Raw genomic sequence first — 18,260 nt, forward strand, 5'->3', positions numbered from 1 at the left:
GTTTAGGCTTCCTTTTTATGAGCTTGCAATCTGCGTGAATTGTGAAAATGCATCATATTTCATCACAGCGTTTCACATGAAACATCAATATACGCACTGGCGAAATAATCAACAGTTACGCTAAAAACAACAAAAGAATAAACCACGACAACAACCACATTGAGTACTATGCAAAGAGCTATAAAAATCAAATAGATCTATTTGATAATAACAACGCTTGACAAAAAAACACCTGGGACAAATTTGAATGTCTGATTCGAATAAGATTGTGGTCTATGCAGCACTGGCAGGTAATCTGGCGATTGCACTGGTCAAGTTTGTGGCCGCCTATATCACCAACAGTTCGGCCATGTTCAGTGAAGCCATTCACTCGGTGGTAGACACATTGAACGAAATTTTGCTGCTGTATGGCATGAAAAAATCCCAGCAGCCCGCCAACTATAAGCATCCTTTTGGTTATGGCCGTGAGCTGTATTTTTGGGCCTTTATTGTGGCATTGATGGTTTTTGCACTGGGTGCGATTGTGTCGATTTATCAGGGCATACAACATGTGCTGCATCCTGAAGCAATGCTGAATCCCACCATCAACTATATTGTGTTAAGCATCGCCATCTTGTGTGAAGGCACCTCGTGGTTGGTGGCCTTAAAGGCATTCCGTAAGGTGAAAGGCAAGCAAGGTTATTTCGAGGCTTTTCGGCACAGTAAAGATCCCACTACCTTTACCGTACTGTTTGAAGATACTGCCGCGTTATGTGGTCTGTTGATTGCCCTGATCGGCATCTATCTGGCTCATGCCTTGAATATTCCTGAACTGGATGGCATGGCCTCGATCTTGATTGGTCTTGTACTGGCAGTTTCTGCCATTTTACTGGCGCGTGAAACCAAGGGTTTATTGTTGGGGGAAACGGCCGATCCGCAACTGCGTAATGATATCTTGCTGATTGCCCAGGAAGATGAAGCAGTACAGTCAGCCAATGGCGTGTTGACCGAACAGATGGGCGCGCATCAGGTGCTGGCATCGTTAAGCCTGGAGTTTGAAGATAATTTAAGCTCGGATGACATCGAAGCTTGCGTCAATAGAATTGAAGCGAAAATCAAACAGATTCATCCGGAAATTGTGGCATTGTTTATCAAACCGCAAACTAAACAGGTGTGGTTGGAACGTATGCAAGGACGTTTAGAATAAAACGTGATATATATGTCAGTGCATTCAGAATACCGGATTTTGAATGTTGAGGTCAGACTAAGAAATTGAATCTACATGAAGCAGAAGCCTGAGCAATTACACTTTCAACTCCCGACCAAAGCATGCTGGTCACATACCTGGCGGCAGCCTTCATTTCAGTTTATGCATTCCAATCATCATGATGGTGAACGGTTCTTCAATGCCTTGCCCAGTCCTGCAGGGCGTGGACGGATCGAGCTGATCAAGTGGCTGCTTAGCCGCAAGTCATCGACCTGGAATGTCGATATAAACAAAGAACAAGCCGAATTCCATGCCAGCAAACGCACCATTCCCCAGAACCGTCCAAACGCCAGTATAGACGACTGGCAAGTGTGGTTTGTCGGGCATGCTACGGTACTGTTACAAATCGGGCCCTATAATCTGCTCACCGATCCGGTCTGGTGTGAACATGTCAGTCCCCAGCAGGGCAAAGGTCCGAAGCGGGTCATTCCGGCGGGAATTGCCCTGGAAGAATTACCGACCATTCATGCGGTGCTGCTCAGTCATAATCATTATGACCATATTGATCTGGCCAGCCTGGAATGGCTGCATGATCAATTTGCCATGCCGATTTATACCGGACTGGGCAATGCGTGGTATTTGCCGAAAATTTTTCATGTGCTGGAAATGGACTGGTGGCAATCTTCCTTATTGCAGGATTTAAAAATTATTTATACCCCGGCACAGCATTTTTCCGGTCGCGGCTTGCGCGATCACAACCGGGCACTGTGGGGTGGTTTTTCAGTGTTAGCCGGAAAAGATCATTGTTTCTTTGCCGGAGATAGCGGCTATTCACCGCATTTTAAAGAGATTCAAAACCGTTTGGGGGCACCGCGTATTTCATTGTTACCGATTGGCTCCTACCAGCCGCGTGAGCTGATGAACTATATGCATATGAACCCGCAGGAGGCTTTTCAGGCGCATCAGGATTTACATTCCAAATGTTCGCTGGCGATTCATTACCGAACCTTTCAGCTGACCGATGAAAGCCGGGAACAGCCCGAACTGGACTTAAAAGTGGCCATGAAAAATACCTCCAAATTAATGACCCCCTTTTACTGCATTCGCGAAGGACGGCGTCTGGTGGTTTGATCTTGTTTAAGATGTTTATTTCTTAAGATGACGCTTGGCTCAGCTTTAACAGTTGAATAGCAAGTATTGAAAGGCAAATCATCGCCATATTCATCACGACCGGGTTAAATGCGGAGCTGAGTTGCAAGGGACTGGTGAGCGCAATCAGCACTAATAATCCGGCTAAACCTAAAATATTCAGCTGATGGATGACGGCTGCTTTTTGCCAAATAAGGAAAGTACAGCCAAACATCATTTCAATTATGCCTGACAGGGTAACCGCCATTTTTGCCAGAGGGAGTTCTAAACCCATGCTTTGCCAAATGGCGATTTCTGCAGCTGACTGAAACAGAATTTTCGGAACCAACCCCTGATAAATCCAGAGTGCAGCAAGCGTGATCTGAATGAGCCGAAGCGGTTTTTCCAATAGAGGCTGATGATTCACGAATGGCAGGTTCCAGAAAATACGGTCTGTTCTCAGCAATAGCGATCATGCTTGATCGACATGATGTGAGGTATTCTTGCTTGTTATGGCCTCAATATAGCACATTATTTTTAATCAGAAATATTGTCCAAAATCTCAAATCCTGATCGTCTTTATCACCAATTGATAAAGCAGTTCTAAAAATTTGATCTCTTGTTGTGAGGGTTGATAAATCCTGTTTTTAAGCCCGTTTTAGAATAGGCTTTTTCGATCGTTTTCATTCGTATAACTTGCTTTCTATTGTCATAAAAAACAGCTATTTTGATGATGAGTTAGAAATTTTTAACGGTTCATGACAATCGTCATTTTATGATTAATTTGGAGCTCAGATATGAATAATGATACGAAAACTGCAGGGAAATGCCCGTTCCATCAAGAAGGTGCGAATACCAATGCCGCCAGCTCAAATGCCGCTTGGTGGCCGAATGCTCTAAATCTTAACATTCTTGCTCAACACGATAAAAAAACCAATCCGATGGACCCGGATTTTGATTATGCCAAGGCATTCAATTCACTGGATTTGGAAGCAGTGAAACAGGATTTACGCGAACTGATTAACAGCAGCCAGGACTGGTGGCCATCGGACTACGGTAGCTACATTGGCATGTTCGTGCGTACTGCCTGGCACTTAGCCGGTTCTTACCGTAAACAGGACGGTCGCGGCGGTGCCAATACTGGTAACCAGCGTTTTGCACCACTCAACAGCTGGCCAGACAACGTCAACACCGATAAAGGCCGCCGTCTACTTTGGCCGATTAAACGTAAATATGGCAATAAAATCTCTTGGGGCGATCTGATCATCCTGGCCGGTACAGTGGCGTACGAAGAAGCCGGTCTGAAAACCTTTGGTTTCGGTGGCGGTCGTCAAGACATCTGGCATCCTGAAAAAGACGTCAATTGGGGTTCTGAAAAGAAATGGCTGGATGCCACCAAAAATCGTTATGAAAATGATCAGGACCGTAAGTCATTAGACAATTCGCTTGCTGCCGTGCAGATGGGTCTCATTTACGTCAACCCTGAAGGGGTAGATGGTGTACAGGATCCGCTGCGTACGGCACAGGATATGCGTGTAACCTTCGACCGTATGGGCATGAATGACGAAGAAACTGTGGCCTTGACTGCAGGTGGTCACACCATTGGTAAAGCACACGGTAACGGCAAGGCTGAATTGCTGGGTAAAGACGTTGAAGGTGCGGATGTCGAATTCCAGGGCCTAGGCTGGCATAACCCTGAAGGTACAGGTAACGGTGCCAATACCATGGTCAGTGGTCTGGAAGGGGCATGGACCACGCATCCAACCAAATGGGACAATGAATTCTTCTATTTATTGTTCACCTATGAGTGGGAAAAAACCCTCAGCCCGGCAGGCGCGAAACAATGGGAACCGATCAACATCAAAGAGGAAGACAAACCTGTTGATGCACACAACCCGAATGTGCGCCGTAACCCGATGATGACCGATGCCGATATGGCACTGAAAGTCGATCCGGAATACCGCAAAATTTCAGAACGTTTCTATAAAGACCCAGCTTATTTTGCTGAAGTGTTTGCGCGTGCATGGTACAAGCTGACTCACCGTGACATGGGACCAAAATCGCGTTATTTAGGTGCCGATGTTCCTGCTGAGGATTTAATCTGGCAAGACCCGATTCCATCAGTGAATTACGTATTATCGGAAGCAGAAGTTGAAGAACTCAAAGCGAAATTGCTGAACAGTGGTTTAAGCACAGCTGAGTTAATCAACACCGCATGGGACAGCGCGCGTACTTTCCGTGGTTCGGACTACCGTGGCGGTGCAAACGGTGCGCGTATCCGCCTGGCACCACAAAAAGACTGGGTCGGTAACGAACCTGAACGTCTGGCAAAAGTATTGGCGAAACTTGAAGAAATTCAGGCGGGTCTTGAGAAGAAAGTCAGCATTGCCGACCTGATTGTACTGGGCGGTACGGCTGCGGTGGAAAAAGCGGCTCAGGCTGCGGGTGTGGACATTAAAGTTCCATTTACGCCGGGACGAGGGGATGCCACTCAAGAGCAAACCGATGTCTATTCATTTGAAGACTTGTTGCCAAAACACGATGGTTTCCGTAACTGGTTGAAAGAAGACTACACTGCTCAACCTGAAGAACTGCTGTTAGACCGTGCTCAGTTACTGGGTTTAACTGCACCGGAAATGACGGTACTGATTGGTGGTATGCGTGTACTCGGTACTAACTACGCTGGTGCAAAAGAAGGCGTGTTCACAGACCGGGAAGGCGTATTAAGCAACGACTTCTTCGTGAACCTGACTGATATGGCGTACAACTGGAAACCAGTCGGCAAAAACCGTTATGAGATTGTGGACCGTGCAACGGGCACAGCGAAATGGACAGCAACACGTGTGGACTTGGTGTTTGGTTCGAACTCGATTCTTCGTTCTTATGCAGAAGTGTATGCGCAAGATGATAACAAAGAAAAATTCGTGAAAGACTTTGTTGCCGCCTGGACCAAAGTGATGAATGCAGACCGGTTTGATGTGAAGAAATAATTTGCATTGAGATGTAAAAAAACCGCCTTGAGGGGCGGTTTTTTTATGTACATAATTCTTATGGAGTTTAAGTTTTTTGAAATTATTTAACTTTTTTAAGGGTTTTGTATAGCACGTATTATGTGGATTTTAGAAAATCTTTAAAAAGCATTTATCAATAAGAATAATAGATATTTTTCACTTACTAACTATAATCAATGTAATTTTAAAAACCTTGATTCAAAAATATGACTTACGAAGAAATCAAAGATTTAACTCTACAGCTATCTTATCGTGATAAATTTCGACTTGCTCAACTCCTAATCCAAGTTGGGAGAAAGGAAGAAGAGGAACAATATGTTGAGAAAGTAAAAGAAGAAAACTCTATAGATCTAGATTATGTATCAGAGCGTTTATTGAAAAGTCGTCCTAGTAAAGTAAAAAGCCTCGAAAATTTTATTGATGCTATGTTTCAATTTAAAGGTTCAATTTCAGAAGAAGAACGATCATCAATAATTTCTAGTTTACAAAAGAAGAAGCTTATTAAAATAGAGAAGAATCTAGTTTTATATCTAGATTAATAAATAGGAAAGTAAAGCCCAGATTTTAGATTTGATGTTATTCCCAAGTAGAAATGCCTCTTATTGGAGAGGCATAACCATAGAACCAGCAAAGATAACACCAACTCCAATAAGTTGAAGAAAGAAAGGGTTTTTCGCTTCTTGCCAATATAATATTAAAAAAACGATGGAAATTGGATAAAATATCAGACACCCTAAACCCCATAAAATACTATTTTTAAATGCTGCAATCAGAAAACCTATTCCACCAATAATAAAAATCGCAAGTCCTAAATATATAAGTAACAAACTTTTCCCCTAAATTTAAATTAATAACTTAAAAAACAAAATGTTCTCATACTGTGACTAGTAATCAAAATATGTTTTTATTAAAATCTGAATAATTACTGGTATTTAGCGTAATGGGATTATACAAAGTGCAATAGTATATTAATATAAATTACTTAAAAATTTGATATTGTATACAAAATCCAGCTTTGAAATAAGTCGGTTTTTATGAGTAGTTTTGATATGTTTTGCCAATCAAAAAAGGATCTTTAACTTTTAAAAAGGACATTTTTATTCAAAATGAAGTTGGCTAAAGTTTGAATAATATCCCCCTCCAACTCATCCAACCCCCCAAAATCAGGTTCCACCAACAAAGTCTGAGACACAAAGCCATAACACACCCGCTGCACATTTAAACTCATCTGCTTGAGCTGTTCAGTATCTTCAATAAAAGGTAACAAAATGCTTTGCCACATTTGCACCATCATCTCGTAACTCTTGCGATAACTCTCAATATTGGAAACCTGCCGTTCCAGCAAAAAAGTCTGCGCCCATAAAAATTGCTGAGCCTGAATCTGCTCAAGTTGGTAATGAATCACCTGCTTTAAATAATCCTGCAAACTTAAATTTGTGGATAACTGGATCAGGCTGTGTGCATAAGTTTTTAAGTCCTCGGCATTGTTTTTTACGTGTCTATGAATAGTCAGCGCAATCAAATCTTCCTTTTTAGAAAAATATTCATAGAAGGTGCCCAAGCCTACACCGGCCAAATCGGTAATCTCCCGAATGGTAATGTCATGTGCAGCACGCTCATGCAAAAGCCGAACAAAACTGTCCTGCAAGGCTTCCTGAGTCAGTTTGGCCCGTGACTGGCGTGGCTTACGCCGTACCTGAATCTGTGGATTTTTCATAAAAAGTTTGACCCAATAAAGCCGAACATGCTGTGGCGAATTTTTCTCTATACTGGAATGAAAAACCCAGAACAACAAGCAGGAAATATAGACGATGAATACATCGAATCAGACATGGATGACCCATCAAATCAGCAATCAGTTTGATGAACTGCAAGATTACAATTTATTTTCATCAGATACGGTTTTACATGAAATATTGAAGCGTTATGGCAGCCATGACCAAGCAACCTTGTATGATAGGGGTAAAGTGGTGGGATCAGCCGAGTATTATCAATATGCCGATTTAGCCAATAAACACACGCCTATTTTACATGCCTTCGATGCACGTGGTCGTCGTAAAGATTACATCGAGTTTCATCCTGCATGGCATAAATGGATGGCTTTAAACCGCAAGTTTGACAGCCATGCTCATCCATTTAATCATGCAGAATCATCTGCCAAATGGGTGGAATGGGCAGCGCGTTTTTACTTAAGCGGGCAGGTGGAGTGTGGCAGTCTGTGTCCAACTTCGATGACGCTTGGCAGCATTCCCCTGATTCAGCGTGAACCTGAACTGTGGGCAAAAATAGGCGAAAAATTATTATCCACTGAATATGATGAACGTGACCTGCCGATTGCCCAGAAAACATCAATCTGGCTCGGTATGGGCATGACCGAAAAGCAGGGCGGTTCTGATGTGCGTGCCAATGAAACTTTTGCCATTCCTGTCGCTGAATCAGGTCGTGGCAAAGCTTACTTGCTGACAGGACATAAATGGTTTTTCTCAGCTCCGATGTGTGATGCACATCTGGTGGTGGCGAAAACCGAGCAGGATGGCTTGGCCTGTTTTTTTGTCCCGCGCTGGCTGGAGGATGGAACCAAGAACCATATTCATGTGCAGCGCCTCAAAGAAAAAGTCGGCAACCGCAGCAACTCCAGTTCGGAAGTCGAGTTTAAGGATGCCTGGGGCATCATGATCGGTGAAGCAGGTCGTGGTATTCCGACCATTATTGAAATGGCCAATTACACCCGTCTGACCTGTTCTGTGGGCAGTACCGCCATGCTACGTCAGGCTTTGGTGCAATGCATTGCCTATACCCGTCAGCGCAAAGCTTTTGGTAAACATTTAGTCGAACAGCCGTTGATGCAAGCAGTACTCGCGGATTTAGCCCTGGAAACCGAAGCCGCGATGCAGTTAAGTTTCCATTTGGCGCATTGTTATGAATCGGATGATGCTCTGTCCGTGGCGTGGAAAAGAATCATGACACCAGCCTCTAAATTCTGGATCTGCAAGCGTGCAGTCGAATTGACTGGCGAGATGATGGAAGTCTTTGGCGGCAATGGTTATGTCGATAACGGCATCATGGCGCGTATTTTTAAAGAAGCCCCAGTGAATACCATTTGGGAAGGTTCTGGCAATGTCATGTGCCTGGATGTGCTGCGCGCCATTAGTCGTGAACCTGAATCCATTGAGTTATTGTTTAAAGATCTGGCATCAACTGCAATGCACGATGAAACTTTGCAAAATGAATTACAGAGCCTATTCAAGTTGTTCCAGCAATCACCCGAAGAGTTGCAGTTTATGGGGCGCAGTCTGGTCAGCCGTTTGGTAATTTTGGCGCAAGCAGTTTTACTGAAACGTTATGCGCCGGACTACGTGGCCGCTGCTTTTATTGAAACGCGTTATAGCGAATTTTATGGTCGCGTGGTGGGTATGATTGCAGCGAAGCAGGTAGATGTAGAGCGGGTGCTGGAAAGGGCTTTGGCTAAAGAGAAATAATTTTTATACCTCTCCCTTGCGTAGCCGTGCTACTCATCTCCTAGAATGAGAGGGAATTCACAATCAAAATTCTCCCTCCCTATGGGATGAGAAATATATTTCGCAAGAGAGGGAGGGAGAATTAAATAATTAAAGGTTAAGAATCTCTCTTTTGCGTACTCAAAATATATTGTGAATTTTCTAAATGAGGAAAATTCTTTAATAAATTTATTTTTTATTGTGATTTGTAATGAAAGTTGTCCTTCTACCACTTACATAAAAATAATGTTGAAACTGCAAAATTTATATTTATTTAAGAAAACTTATTTAACATGTCATTCATAAATTTTTGATTTTCAGTACTTATATGTATCAAAAAATTAAACAATGGGCCAAAACCATTAAAAAAGAGGTTCTGGTGGTTTGGCTGGTGGCTAAAGACCAGCGCACACCTGTCTGGATCAAAATATTGGCACTGATGATTGCGGCCTATGCGCTATCGCCGATTGATCTGATTCCCGATTTTATTCCAGTGCTGGGCTATCTGGATGATCTTATTATTGTGCCCTTGGGACTGTTATTGGTGATTAAGCTGACGCCACAAGAAATTATAGACGATTGCAGAATTCGTACCTCGCTGTTGGCAGAACGGCCGGTAAACCGTTGGGCGGCAGGCGTGATTATTTTAATCTGGCTGCTCTTTCTGGGCTATTTGGCCCTGTATTTTATCAATATTCAAAAATTATCATAACTGGTTTGTATAAAGACTTTAAATATGAATTTAAATATATGAAATAAATAATTTTTTAATAAATTTATCCAATCCGAAAAACCACTTGAATTCTGTACAAAAAAGCGTAATATCGGCTTGCTATCCCATCCGGATGGTAAATGAAAACAGGTGAGTAAAATGGCAAAGAAAAAAGCACTGCCAGAAGTGGTGATTCACAATTTTGTGGCCAAACACATGCATGAGGTCAACAAAAGCCAGGTCTTTGTAGACCGAAAGAAAAATGCAAAACGTGGCTATGACAAGCATAAAAAAGGGAGATACTCAGATGATTATCTCCCTTTTTATTTCACCGTATTTTCTTACATCTAAATAGAATTAAGCACTCACAATACGGGTAGCAGATTTCACCATATCGCCCAGACCATGGGTCTTGAAGTAATACTCCATCCAGCTTTTCACCATCAGTGGATTACTCATTTTTAATACGCGTTCCAGTTGTTCCTGTGCATCGCTCATCGGCACATGACAAATGGCCTTACGTACCCGCAAAATATTGCTTGAACTCATCGACAGGGTATTAAAGCCCATCGCCATCAGCAGCACAGCCGCCAATGGGTCGCCAGCCATTTCTCCACAAATGCTCACCGGTTTGTCATATTTATGACATTCCTGAACCAAACGGCTTAAAGCGCGTAAGACGGCAGGGTGGAAGTGGGAGTAGACATTGGCAACCCGAGGATTATTACGGTCTACAGCAAGTAAATACTGGGTCAAGTCATTTGAACCGACCGAGAAGAAATCCACCAGCTCAGAAAATTCTTCAATCTGTAACAGCACACTCGGTACTTCAACCATAATGCCAATTTTGGGTTTGGTAATTTTAACCTGTTCTTCTTCCTGCACTGCGGTCCAGTCACGGTCCAGCAGATAGAGGGCTTCTTCCACTTCACTGACACTGGTGATCATGGGCAGCAAAATATGCAGGTTATTCAGACCAATACTGGCTTTCAGCATGGCACGAATCTGAGAAGAGAAAATTTCAGGATGATCCAGGGTAAAACGGATGCCGCGCCAGCCCAGCGCCGAGTTTTCTTCTTCAATCGAAAAATACGGTAAATCCTTATCTGCACCAATGTCGAGGGTACGCATCACCACAGGTTTATTGGCAAAGTGGCTGAGTTGCTGGCGGTAAATGGCACGCTGCTCTTCTTCACCAGGGAAGCGATCACGTAGCATGAACGGAATTTCAGAGCGGTATAAACCTACGCCTTTAGCACCACGTTGTACCCCGCGAACGACATCAATCATTAAACCGGTATTCACATACAGTTTGACTGCAACACCATCAGGCGTAATAGCGTCTTTGGTTTCGTATTGTTTTAGGTCTTTCGCCAGCTGTTCTTCTTCTTTCTGGATTTCTTTATAGCGTGTACGTAAACGGCGCGGCGGATTGATAAATACCCGTCCCTGATGGGCATCGACAATCATCTCGACATCATCCAGGGTATTGATTGGCAGTTCAGTCACACCGACCACGGTTGGAATGCCCAGTGCACGTGCCACAATCACCATATGTGAGTTCATGGCACCTTCAGTGGTGACAATCGCGGCAATTTTATCCACCGGCAATTCAACCAGTGCCGCGGTTGAAATGTCTTCCCCGATCAGAATGCTTTCATCGGTCAGTTCACGATGGCTGGCATCGGCTTCCTGTAAAAAGGCCAGAATACGGCGACCGAGATCTTTCAGGTCGGACACACGTTCGCGTAAATAGTCATCTTCCATTTGTGCGAACAGGGCAATGTGATTATCAATGACAATACGTACTGCACCCTGTGCCCAGTTACCATCGCGGATTTCAGCCTTAATTTCAGCAGGCAGGGAGTTTTCATCCAGCATGCGCAAGAACACGCTAAATAAAGCCCGTTCTTCAGCCATTAAGGCATCCTGCATTTTTTCATCCAGTGCCTGAATTTCCTGACGCACTGCATTTAATGCGGCATCCAGAAGCTCCAGTTCTTCACTGATGTCATCTGCTTCACGATCAGGCACAGCCGCCAGATCTGCAGGCGGGTAGAGAATTACCGCACGCCCTAAAGCAATCCCGCCTGAACCGGAAACGCCCTGAAAGGTTTTATAAGCAGGCAAATTGCTTGGCTTGCGGAACACATCGATATTACCCACGGCGTGGGCATGGGCAATCACACCAGACAGCTGGGCACACAGGGTGACCAGGAACGATTCCGCTGCTTCGCTAAAATCTTGCGGTTCCTTATTTTGCACTACCAATACGCCCATAACCTTACGGCGGTACATCACCGGAACCCCCAGGAAGGAATTATAAATTTCCTCTCCGGTTTCTGGCAGGTACATAAAGCGTTCGTGCTTCGGTGCATTATCCAGATTGACGATTTCTTCGCGTTGTCCCACCAGTCCCACCAGACCTTCGCTGGTATGTAAGGAAACATGCCCCACAGCTTCAGGATTTAACCCTTTAGATGCCATGAGCAGATAACGCTGGTTACGCTCATCCAGTAGATAAATGGAGCAGACATCCACGTGCATGGCTTCAGCAACCTGATTGACCATGATGTCGAGTGACTCATGCAAACTGGTGGACGCATTGATTTCTTGCACAATGCGTCTTAAGGTGTCCAGTTGCATATTCGACATAAAATCTGCTCCAAAATAAGTTTAAAACTGTTTTTATTTATAACAACATGCTACTAAAAAATCTGCATTTTCATGCAATTTTTTCGAGCTAGAGCGAGGGTAACTGCTGACACAGTTCCACCATCGCCCTTCGGTATACATCGCGTTTAAAATTCACGACCTGACCTAATGGGTACCAGTAACTTACCCATTGCCACTGGTCAAACTCGGGTGGGTCTGACAGGTCCAGCTGAATATGCTTTGCTGGCGCTGTCAGCCTGAGTAAAAACCACTTCTGTTTTTGACCAATACACACCGGGTCCGAATCCGGGCGTATATATCTTTGCGGCAAACGATAACGCAGCCAACCTTTTGTTTGCGCTACAATTTGAACATGTTCGGGCAATAAGCCAACTTCTTCTCTCAGCTCACGATAAAGTGCCTGTTCGGGGGATTCTCCAAACTGGATTCCTCCTTGCGGAAATTGCCAAGCATTGTGTCCAATGCGTTTTGCCCATAAAACTTGTCCAATGTCGTTTGCCAAAATGATCCCGACATTCGGTCGGAAACCTTCTGAGTCGATCATTTGGCTACCTAAATCTTCTGTAATGTATGGCTTTTTGTTCGGGGATTGTTATTTCTATATCCATCTCGAAAAAAAGCACAGCTTAAATGTTAAAAATTGCTATGATCTTAACGAATTTCTATCGACTAGCGGAGATAGATTTACAATTTTTTTCTTAAATTTCAGTTTTTACGAGTATTTTCATGAAATTGGCTTTATTTGACCTCGACCACACCTTATTAAATACCGATTCAGATTATTCATGGGGTGAGTTTTTAGTAAACGAGGGTTTAGTCGATCCAATCCGACACCGTCAAATGAATGACAAGTTTTATGAAGACTATAAAGCAGGGCAACTTGACCCGATTGCCTATAACGAATTCGTCTTTGAATTTTTAACCCAGCATGATAATGATTATTTGACTGAATTACATGAATTATTCATGAAAAAGGTCATTCGTCCACAAATGCGCCCAGAAGGTTTTGCTGCCATTCAAAAACACCGTGATGCAGGACACGAGCTGGTCGGGATTACCGCAACCTCCGATTTTATTACGGCACCGATTTTTCACGAGTTTGGTATTACTGAAATTATTGCCACCAATGCAGAAGTGGTGGATGGCAAATATACCGGTAAAGTCATCAATACTGCATGTTATCAAAAGGGTAAATTGATCCGTCTGGAACAATGGCTGCAAGGGCGCGATATTGATGAGTCATGGGCCTATTCGGATTCATTTAATGACCGTTTCCTGCTGGAATATGCCGATCATGCCATTGTGGTCAATCCGGATGAGCGTTTGGAGGCTTTGGCCAAAGCGCAAAACTGGGAAATTCAGGACTGGTCGATTTAGGCAATTTGTTTTGATGGAGGGGAGAGCTGTATGGAATATGGTTATTCTCTCTGCTTTAAAAGTTAAAAATAAAAAAGGATTGCACCGAAATCCTTGCATGTTTGTAGATAGTGTCTACCGATCTACTAAACCGGATGGAATGTTTTATATCGACTAAGGGACGATAAAATAAGCCTTACTATGATTATGCCTTTACCGTATAGTAGACTGAAAGCAAAAGGGTAAAAAATAAAATTTATAGTTTGAAATTGAAGAACAATAGGAGAGAAGAATGAGCCAAACACGTCCAAGAATGACCAATCTTTTTGAGCAGTTAGGGTTAGATTCCAGTGAAGAGGCGATTGCCCTGTTTATTGCCACGCATCAGCTCAATGCCCAGACCAAAATTACCGAAGCGGAATATTGGACTGAAGCACAGCGCCAGTTTTTAGCAGAAAAAATTAAATCCGATGGTTCATGGGCCATTATTGTTGACCAGTTAAATGAATCCTTACATGAAGATTCAGTGATTCAATAAAGATCAAAGCGAAATAAAGCCAATCCTCAGATTGGCCTTTTTGATAAAGATTTCATCTCACCCGTTTCCATAAGGTCACTTGGGACAGGCTATGTTGATATTTACGTGCGGTTTCCCGAATCACAAATGCCACATCCTGAGGTTCATCGAGCATTTCAAAGTGTTCTTTTAAAAGTTCAGTCGTGCCATCTAGCGTACTGAAGTTTTCCCCATTTTTTTTAAAACCACCGAGCCATTCACTAGGTGCAGTATGTTCCTCTAGCCAAGTATAGGGGGAAGCCAGCATTAAAATGCCACCCAGTTTTAAACGCTGATGGATTTCGGCTAAGAAATCTTTGGGATGATGTAAGCGGTCAATTAAATTCGCAGCTAGAATAAAATTGTAATCAGTAAAATGAGGTTTCAAATTGCAGGCATCGGCCTGGAAAAATTCGACCCGATCTGCATGGGTATCCAGACCCAACTCTTTTAAGTTACAGGCTTTATATTCCATCAGTTCACCTTCAATTGGCAGGGTATAACGTAGCGTTTCACCTTGTGCCAGCTGTACCGCTTGCTGAATAAAGCGCGCGGAAAAGTCCAGTCCTGTGACCTGATCAAAATAAGCTGCCAGTTCAAAGCTAGCCCGACCTGTGGCACAACCGATATCCAGTGCCTTCTCTGTCGCAATATCCTTAAAATAGGGTTGCGCAAGGTTAATCAGGCTTTGGGCGAAATTGGGCACGTTAAAATATTCTGCACCGTACTGAAATTCCAGATATTGCGAGATCATCTGATCAGTTTCATACTGCGATTGAAACTGTTGAAGTTCTTGGGAGGCAGCGACATAGCGGAATCCGGCATGCTGGAAAAAATGTCGGCGAAAAGCATAACGTGAGCTGTGCAAAGCCTCATTACCGGCAGAAATCCAGGAACTGCCTTTGATTAGATTGTGTTGCCCGTCAAAGGTTGGGGTGCTGAAATCATCATAGATCGGATGTACCTGAAAACCGTCAAAAGGATAAATCGGGGTTTCAGTCCATTGCCAGACATTGCCCTGAATATCAAAAAAATCACCCTGCTGAAAATGATTCACCGGGCAGGGACTGGTTCCGTATTTCAGTTCGATATTGGCCTCTTCAGGACTGAGCAGATTGGCATCCAAACCTGCTACATCATACAATCGGTACCACTCATCTTCTGTGGGCAAGCGAATGCTTTGACCGGTTTTCTCGGCTTTCCAGTGACAAAAGGCCTTGGCTTCAAGATAATTCACTTCTACCGGCCAGTCCCAAGGCATGGAAATTTCTTCCAGCATCAAACGCAGTGACCAGCCTGAAGGGGTTTTTCGCCAAAAGCTGGGATGCTGGGCTTGAGAAAATTTCAGCCAGGCCTGTCCTTCTGCTGTCCAGTAGCGATCAGTTGCATAACTGCCATCTTCCACAAAACTCAAGAATTCCTGATTGGAAACCAGATATTGTGAAGCCTGAAAAGCGGCCACATCTGCCTGATGCCGGCCATATTCATTGTCCCAGCCATAGAAGTTACTGTCGAAAGTCTTGTTCAAATTGACCTGTCCTGCAGGAACAGCAATCAGGGTATTTTCGGGTGCAATGTCCGTGATGACCTCGGCACGCCACTGCGGATGATTGTATACATAGTCCAGCTGCTGCTGGCGAATCAGGACCGAGGAGGTTTCAAGATGAATCCGTTCATGTTCAATGCCCATGAGGATCGACCACCACGGATGGCTCCAGTTCAAGGGTAACGTCAGAGGGGCATGCTCAATTAGATTCAGGACCAGTGCTCGTACCTGATCACGATAAGCCCGTACTTCAGCGATGCTTGGCCAGTCATAATGCTGCTCATTCAGGTCGTCCCAGCTCATTTCATCGACCCCGACAGCAAAAATGCTTTCCAGCTGCGGGTTCAAACGTGCGTGAATCAGTTTGCTGAGCAGCAGTTTATTGATAAAAAAGGTCGCCGTATGACCAAAATAAAAAATCAGCGGATGACGTAAAGAGATGGGTTTAAGGTAATAGGCTGCATCATTTTTCAGACAGTCAAACAGCCGTTCATAGCTGTCAAAAGTATTCAGAAAATAATCACGCAAGCCGTGCCGTGCCGCGGCTTCATCAGCAAAGTTTAAATCGGGCGTAGGCAGCAAAGAAATTTTAGCGCTTTGCCATAGATCTGGAGCATCGACATCTGCTTTGACTGGGTGTGTTTTAGCCTGGGTTGTTTCAGGTGAATTGGTTATAGATAGAGTTGGTGATGAATCCCTCAGCATAGCCCCATACTCCTTCGAATTCTTTTGCACATTTAAGCCATCGGGTTCTATGTGTTTTATTTAAAAGTACCCGAAAGCTGTGCCGCTATGCTGAGGATTAAGGTAACAAAATGCTGCATCCAGGCAGATGCAGCGCTCAAGCCGGTTTTAGTTGAGATGGGAGTTTTGCATCATGGTCACCAATTCCTGTACGGCACGTGACTGGGTGCGCCCTGGATGCCAGACCATGCCCAGTTGACGCTGCATTTGCACATTAATATCCAGCATTTGCAGGTCCTGATTTAGCAGGGTTTTCGGTAATACCGACCATCCCAAACCAATTGAAACCAGCATGCGGATGGATTCCAGCGGATTGTTGCTCATGGTGATTTTCGGTTTAACGCCTTGCTTTTCAAATTCTGCCAAGGTGATTTGCGTGGTATAGGTTTGCGAGGCGGGCAATAGGCTTGGATATTGAATTAAATCTTCCAGACTCAGATGCTTTTTTTGCGCCAGCGGATGAAAAGGTGCCACCACAAAGACCAGCGGATCATTCCAGATGGTCACATAACTCAGGCGTTCATCCCCTTTCGGCGGGAGGGTTAAAAAGGCCAGTTCCAGGTCACCCGCCAGTACCTGTTCATGCGCCTGTTCCGAGTCAACAAAATGCACGTCTAAAGTGACGTCAGGAAATTTTTGCACATAATTGCGCAGGTGCTGCGGTAGATGGTGCAAGCCAATATGATGGCTGGTGCCAATTTTCAGCTTGCCTTGCACCTGTTCCTGTTCGTGACTGAGGGTATGGTGAATATCGCCCAGTTCATTGAGCCAGTTTTTCACTTTCGGCAATAAAGAATGTGCAGCATGCGTCGCCTGAACGCCACGACCGGCAGACTCAAACAGTTTCACGCCAAAATATTCTTCCAGGCTATGAATGCGTTTGGTCACAGCAGGCTGGGTAATAAACAATAAATCGGCAGCCATAGAAATAGAACCGGTTTCCATGACTTTAATGAACGCTTCAAAGGCAGCAAGATTCATAAGGAGATATCTGGTTATATGAAAATTAAATAATTATAAAATATTTTTATATCAAAGGGGCATTTCATCTTAAAAAAGACCGGAAAAAATGTATGCAGATGTGAACTTAACAGCTAAAAATAAAAAAATCACCCCATATGAATGGAGTGATTATAAAGAGGAAGCGGACAAGCCATGATCTCTAGTTTGGGCCGATGCAGCGTTTAGATGACTATATTATTATTGCTATTCTGTCTTTGAGCTGGCTTGGCTTCCCAGATTTTTTCATGGAAGAAGAATGCGATTGCCTGAATCGTCGGCTCAAGCAAACTGAGGGTTACTGCCATCCAGATACTTCCTGTGACGAAATAACCGACCAACATGGCAATGGTGATGTGCATAATGTAATAGCTAAAGGTTTTCTTGAACATACGCTGGTTGTTATTAACAAATTTTTGAATATGAGCCATGGTTTGTTCCTCAATCTTTGCCTCGGGATATGAATAAATGATAATCAGTCTTATTTAATTTGTAAAAACGAACATTTTTATATTTTTAATCGGTTTTGTGAATTATTTAACTGGTTAAACTGAACCATCAATACAACAACAGGGGAATGGTATCGCCTAGAGATATTTGTTTAGAGATACTTTTCTGGCAGGGTGAACATATGGATATTAAACACATCAAATACCTCCTTGATATTTTTGAGGAAGCTGTGGAAAAACGCAGTCAGGTCTATGAAATTGCCGATGATGAAAATGATGAAAATCAGGCTGCCGCCGAATGTGGTGCAGCGAAAGCAGAACTCATCCGGGCAATTGAGCAGCTTATCGTAGCGAAAGAAAACCCGTCGGGCTAAATCCAGTCCGCATCATTCCTTGCACG

General features: G+C 43.7%; 18 protein-coding genes. 10 read left to right on the plus strand and 8 right to left on the minus strand.

The features are described from left to right. The first annotated feature begins 247 nt into the window (after window positions 1-247). Window positions 248-1,186: a cation diffusion facilitator family transporter gene (locus FTT83_RS07545; protein WP_086195291.1), complete on the plus strand. Its 939-nt coding sequence runs from the start codon at window positions 248-250 to the stop codon at window positions 1,184-1,186. Between the two features lie 75 nt (window positions 1,187-1,261). Continuing rightward, window positions 1,262-2,317 (plus strand): MBL fold metallo-hydrolase, encoded by a 1,056-nt coding sequence (locus tag FTT83_RS07550; protein WP_180176489.1) that lies wholly within the window; start codon window positions 1,262-1,264, stop codon window positions 2,315-2,317. Between the two features lie 22 nt (window positions 2,318-2,339). Here the strand turns inward: FTT83_RS07550 and FTT83_RS07555 are convergent, their stop codons facing one another. Beyond that, on the minus strand, window positions 2,340-2,741 hold the full coding sequence (locus FTT83_RS07555) for a DoxX-like family protein (RefSeq protein ID WP_180176488.1): 402 nt from the start codon (window positions 2,739-2,741) through the stop codon (window positions 2,340-2,342). A gap of 370 nt (window positions 2,742-3,111) precedes the next feature. On the opposite strand from FTT83_RS07555, the gene katG reads away from it, so the two are divergent. Both katG and FTT83_RS07565 read left to right on the plus strand, forming a co-directional pair. After that, on the plus strand, window positions 3,112-5,304 hold the full coding sequence (gene katG, locus FTT83_RS07560) for a catalase/peroxidase HPI (RefSeq protein ID WP_180176487.1): 2,193 nt from the start codon (window positions 3,112-3,114) through the stop codon (window positions 5,302-5,304). A gap of 227 nt (window positions 5,305-5,531) precedes the next feature. Next, on the plus strand, window positions 5,532-5,864 hold the full coding sequence (locus FTT83_RS07565) for a hypothetical protein (RefSeq protein ID WP_180043125.1): 333 nt from the start codon (window positions 5,532-5,534) through the stop codon (window positions 5,862-5,864). A 60-nt stretch (window positions 5,865-5,924) separates the two neighbouring features. Here the strand turns inward: FTT83_RS07565 and FTT83_RS07570 are convergent, their stop codons facing one another. Then, complete coding sequence (locus FTT83_RS07570) at window positions 5,925-6,152, minus strand: hypothetical protein (RefSeq protein ID WP_180043126.1); 228 nt, start codon at window positions 6,150-6,152, stop codon at window positions 5,925-5,927. A gap of 248 nt (window positions 6,153-6,400) precedes the next feature. Further along, the gene (locus FTT83_RS07575; RefSeq protein WP_180176486.1) at window positions 6,401-7,042 is read right to left on the minus strand and encodes a TetR/AcrR family transcriptional regulator; all 642 of its coding nucleotides are present in this window, start codon (window positions 7,040-7,042) and stop codon (window positions 6,401-6,403) included. A gap of 94 nt (window positions 7,043-7,136) precedes the next feature. On the opposite strand from FTT83_RS07575, the gene FTT83_RS07580 reads away from it, so the two are divergent. The 3 genes from FTT83_RS07580 (at window position 7,137) to FTT83_RS07590 (ending at window position 9,885) form a co-directional block, all read left to right on the plus strand. Then, window positions 7,137-8,804 carry an acyl-CoA dehydrogenase family protein gene (locus FTT83_RS07580; RefSeq protein ID WP_180176485.1) on the plus strand — a complete coding sequence of 556 codons (1,668 nt, stop codon included), beginning with the start codon at window positions 7,137-7,139 and terminating at the stop codon, window positions 8,802-8,804. A 346-nt stretch (window positions 8,805-9,150) separates the two neighbouring features. Next, window positions 9,151-9,534: a YkvA family protein gene (locus tag FTT83_RS07585; protein WP_180174267.1), complete on the plus strand. Its 384-nt coding sequence runs from the start codon at window positions 9,151-9,153 to the stop codon at window positions 9,532-9,534. A 159-nt stretch (window positions 9,535-9,693) separates the two neighbouring features. Further along, on the plus strand, window positions 9,694-9,885 hold the full coding sequence (locus FTT83_RS07590; RefSeq protein ID WP_166169123.1) for a hypothetical protein: 192 nt from the start codon (window positions 9,694-9,696) through the stop codon (window positions 9,883-9,885). Window positions 9,886-9,891: 6 nt separating this feature from the next. Here the strand turns inward: FTT83_RS07590 and ptsP are convergent, their stop codons facing one another. Beyond that, a complete protein-coding gene (ptsP, locus tag FTT83_RS07595) occupies window positions 9,892-12,189 on the minus strand; it encodes a phosphoenolpyruvate--protein phosphotransferase (protein WP_180043131.1) in 2,298 nt (765 codons plus the stop codon). 88 nt (window positions 12,190-12,277) lie between these two features. Beyond that, on the minus strand, window positions 12,278-12,754 hold the full coding sequence (locus FTT83_RS07600; protein WP_086195300.1) for an RNA pyrophosphohydrolase: 477 nt from the start codon (window positions 12,752-12,754) through the stop codon (window positions 12,278-12,280). A gap of 182 nt (window positions 12,755-12,936) precedes the next feature. On the opposite strand from FTT83_RS07600, the gene FTT83_RS07605 reads away from it, so the two are divergent. Together FTT83_RS07605 and FTT83_RS07610 are read left to right on the plus strand one after the other, a co-directional pair. After that, window positions 12,937-13,587 carry an HAD family phosphatase gene (locus FTT83_RS07605; protein WP_086195301.1) on the plus strand — a complete coding sequence of 217 codons (651 nt, stop codon included), beginning with the start codon at window positions 12,937-12,939 and terminating at the stop codon, window positions 13,585-13,587. A gap of 271 nt (window positions 13,588-13,858) precedes the next feature. Further along, the gene (locus tag FTT83_RS07610; RefSeq protein WP_086195302.1) at window positions 13,859-14,104 is read left to right on the plus strand and encodes a DUF2789 domain-containing protein; all 246 of its coding nucleotides are present in this window, start codon (window positions 13,859-13,861) and stop codon (window positions 14,102-14,104) included. A 52-nt stretch (window positions 14,105-14,156) separates the two neighbouring features. Here the strand turns inward: FTT83_RS07610 and ovoA are convergent, their stop codons facing one another. The 3 genes from ovoA to FTT83_RS07625 all read right to left on the minus strand — a co-directional run bounded on the left by ovoA (window position 14,157) and on the right by FTT83_RS07625 (window position 17,842). Further along, a complete protein-coding gene (ovoA, locus tag FTT83_RS07615; RefSeq protein WP_180176484.1) occupies window positions 14,157-16,373 on the minus strand; it encodes a 5-histidylcysteine sulfoxide synthase in 2,217 nt (738 codons plus the stop codon). Window positions 16,374-16,520: 147 nt separating this feature from the next. Continuing rightward, a complete protein-coding gene (locus tag FTT83_RS07620) occupies window positions 16,521-17,393 on the minus strand; it encodes a LysR family transcriptional regulator (protein WP_180176483.1) in 873 nt (290 codons plus the stop codon). Between the two features lie 203 nt (window positions 17,394-17,596). After that, window positions 17,597-17,842 carry a DUF2061 domain-containing protein gene (locus FTT83_RS07625; RefSeq protein WP_086195305.1) on the minus strand — a complete coding sequence of 82 codons (246 nt, stop codon included), beginning with the start codon at window positions 17,840-17,842 and terminating at the stop codon, window positions 17,597-17,599. A 200-nt stretch (window positions 17,843-18,042) separates the two neighbouring features. On the opposite strand from FTT83_RS07625, the gene FTT83_RS07630 reads away from it, so the two are divergent. Then, window positions 18,043-18,234 (plus strand): hypothetical protein, encoded by a 192-nt coding sequence (locus tag FTT83_RS07630; protein WP_086195306.1) that lies wholly within the window; start codon window positions 18,043-18,045, stop codon window positions 18,232-18,234. Window positions 18,235-18,260: the final 26 nt, after the last annotated feature.

The organism is Acinetobacter sp. YH01018 (assembly GCF_013420295.1).
Classification (GTDB): domain Bacteria; phylum Pseudomonadota; class Gammaproteobacteria; order Pseudomonadales; family Moraxellaceae; genus Acinetobacter.

Coding starts and splice junctions, on each gene's coding strand:
- FTT83_RS07630 (WP_086195306.1), top strand. CDS start 18,043: ATGGATATTAAACACATCAAATACCTCCTTGATATTTTTGAGGAAGCT.
- katG (WP_180176487.1), top strand. CDS start 3,112: ATGAATAATGATACGAAAACTGCAGGGAAATGCCCGTTCCATCAAGAA.
- FTT83_RS07605 (WP_086195301.1), top strand. CDS start 12,937: ATGAAATTGGCTTTATTTGACCTCGACCACACCTTATTAAATACCGAT.
- FTT83_RS07575 (WP_180176486.1), bottom strand. CDS start 7,042: ATGAAAAATCCACAGATTCAGGTACGGCGTAAGCCACGCCAGTCACGG.
- FTT83_RS07580 (WP_180176485.1), top strand. CDS start 7,137: ATGAATACATCGAATCAGACATGGATGACCCATCAAATCAGCAATCAG.
- ovoA (WP_180176484.1), bottom strand. CDS start 16,373: ATGCTGAGGGATTCATCACCAACTCTATCTATAACCAATTCACCTGAA.
- FTT83_RS07585 (WP_180174267.1), top strand. CDS start 9,151: ATGTATCAAAAAATTAAACAATGGGCCAAAACCATTAAAAAAGAGGTT.
- FTT83_RS07610 (WP_086195302.1), top strand. CDS start 13,859: ATGAGCCAAACACGTCCAAGAATGACCAATCTTTTTGAGCAGTTAGGG.
- FTT83_RS07565 (WP_180043125.1), top strand. CDS start 5,532: ATGACTTACGAAGAAATCAAAGATTTAACTCTACAGCTATCTTATCGT.
- FTT83_RS07545 (WP_086195291.1), top strand. CDS start 248: ATGTCTGATTCGAATAAGATTGTGGTCTATGCAGCACTGGCAGGTAAT.
- FTT83_RS07620 (WP_180176483.1), bottom strand. CDS start 17,393: ATGAATCTTGCTGCCTTTGAAGCGTTCATTAAAGTCATGGAAACCGGT.
- FTT83_RS07590 (WP_166169123.1), top strand. CDS start 9,694: ATGGCAAAGAAAAAAGCACTGCCAGAAGTGGTGATTCACAATTTTGTG.
- FTT83_RS07625 (WP_086195305.1), bottom strand. CDS start 17,842: ATGGCTCATATTCAAAAATTTGTTAATAACAACCAGCGTATGTTCAAG.
- FTT83_RS07600 (WP_086195300.1), bottom strand. CDS start 12,754: ATGATCGACTCAGAAGGTTTCCGACCGAATGTCGGGATCATTTTGGCA.
- FTT83_RS07550 (WP_180176489.1), top strand. CDS start 1,262: ATGAAGCAGAAGCCTGAGCAATTACACTTTCAACTCCCGACCAAAGCA.
- ptsP (WP_180043131.1), bottom strand. CDS start 12,189: ATGTCGAATATGCAACTGGACACCTTAAGACGCATTGTGCAAGAAATC.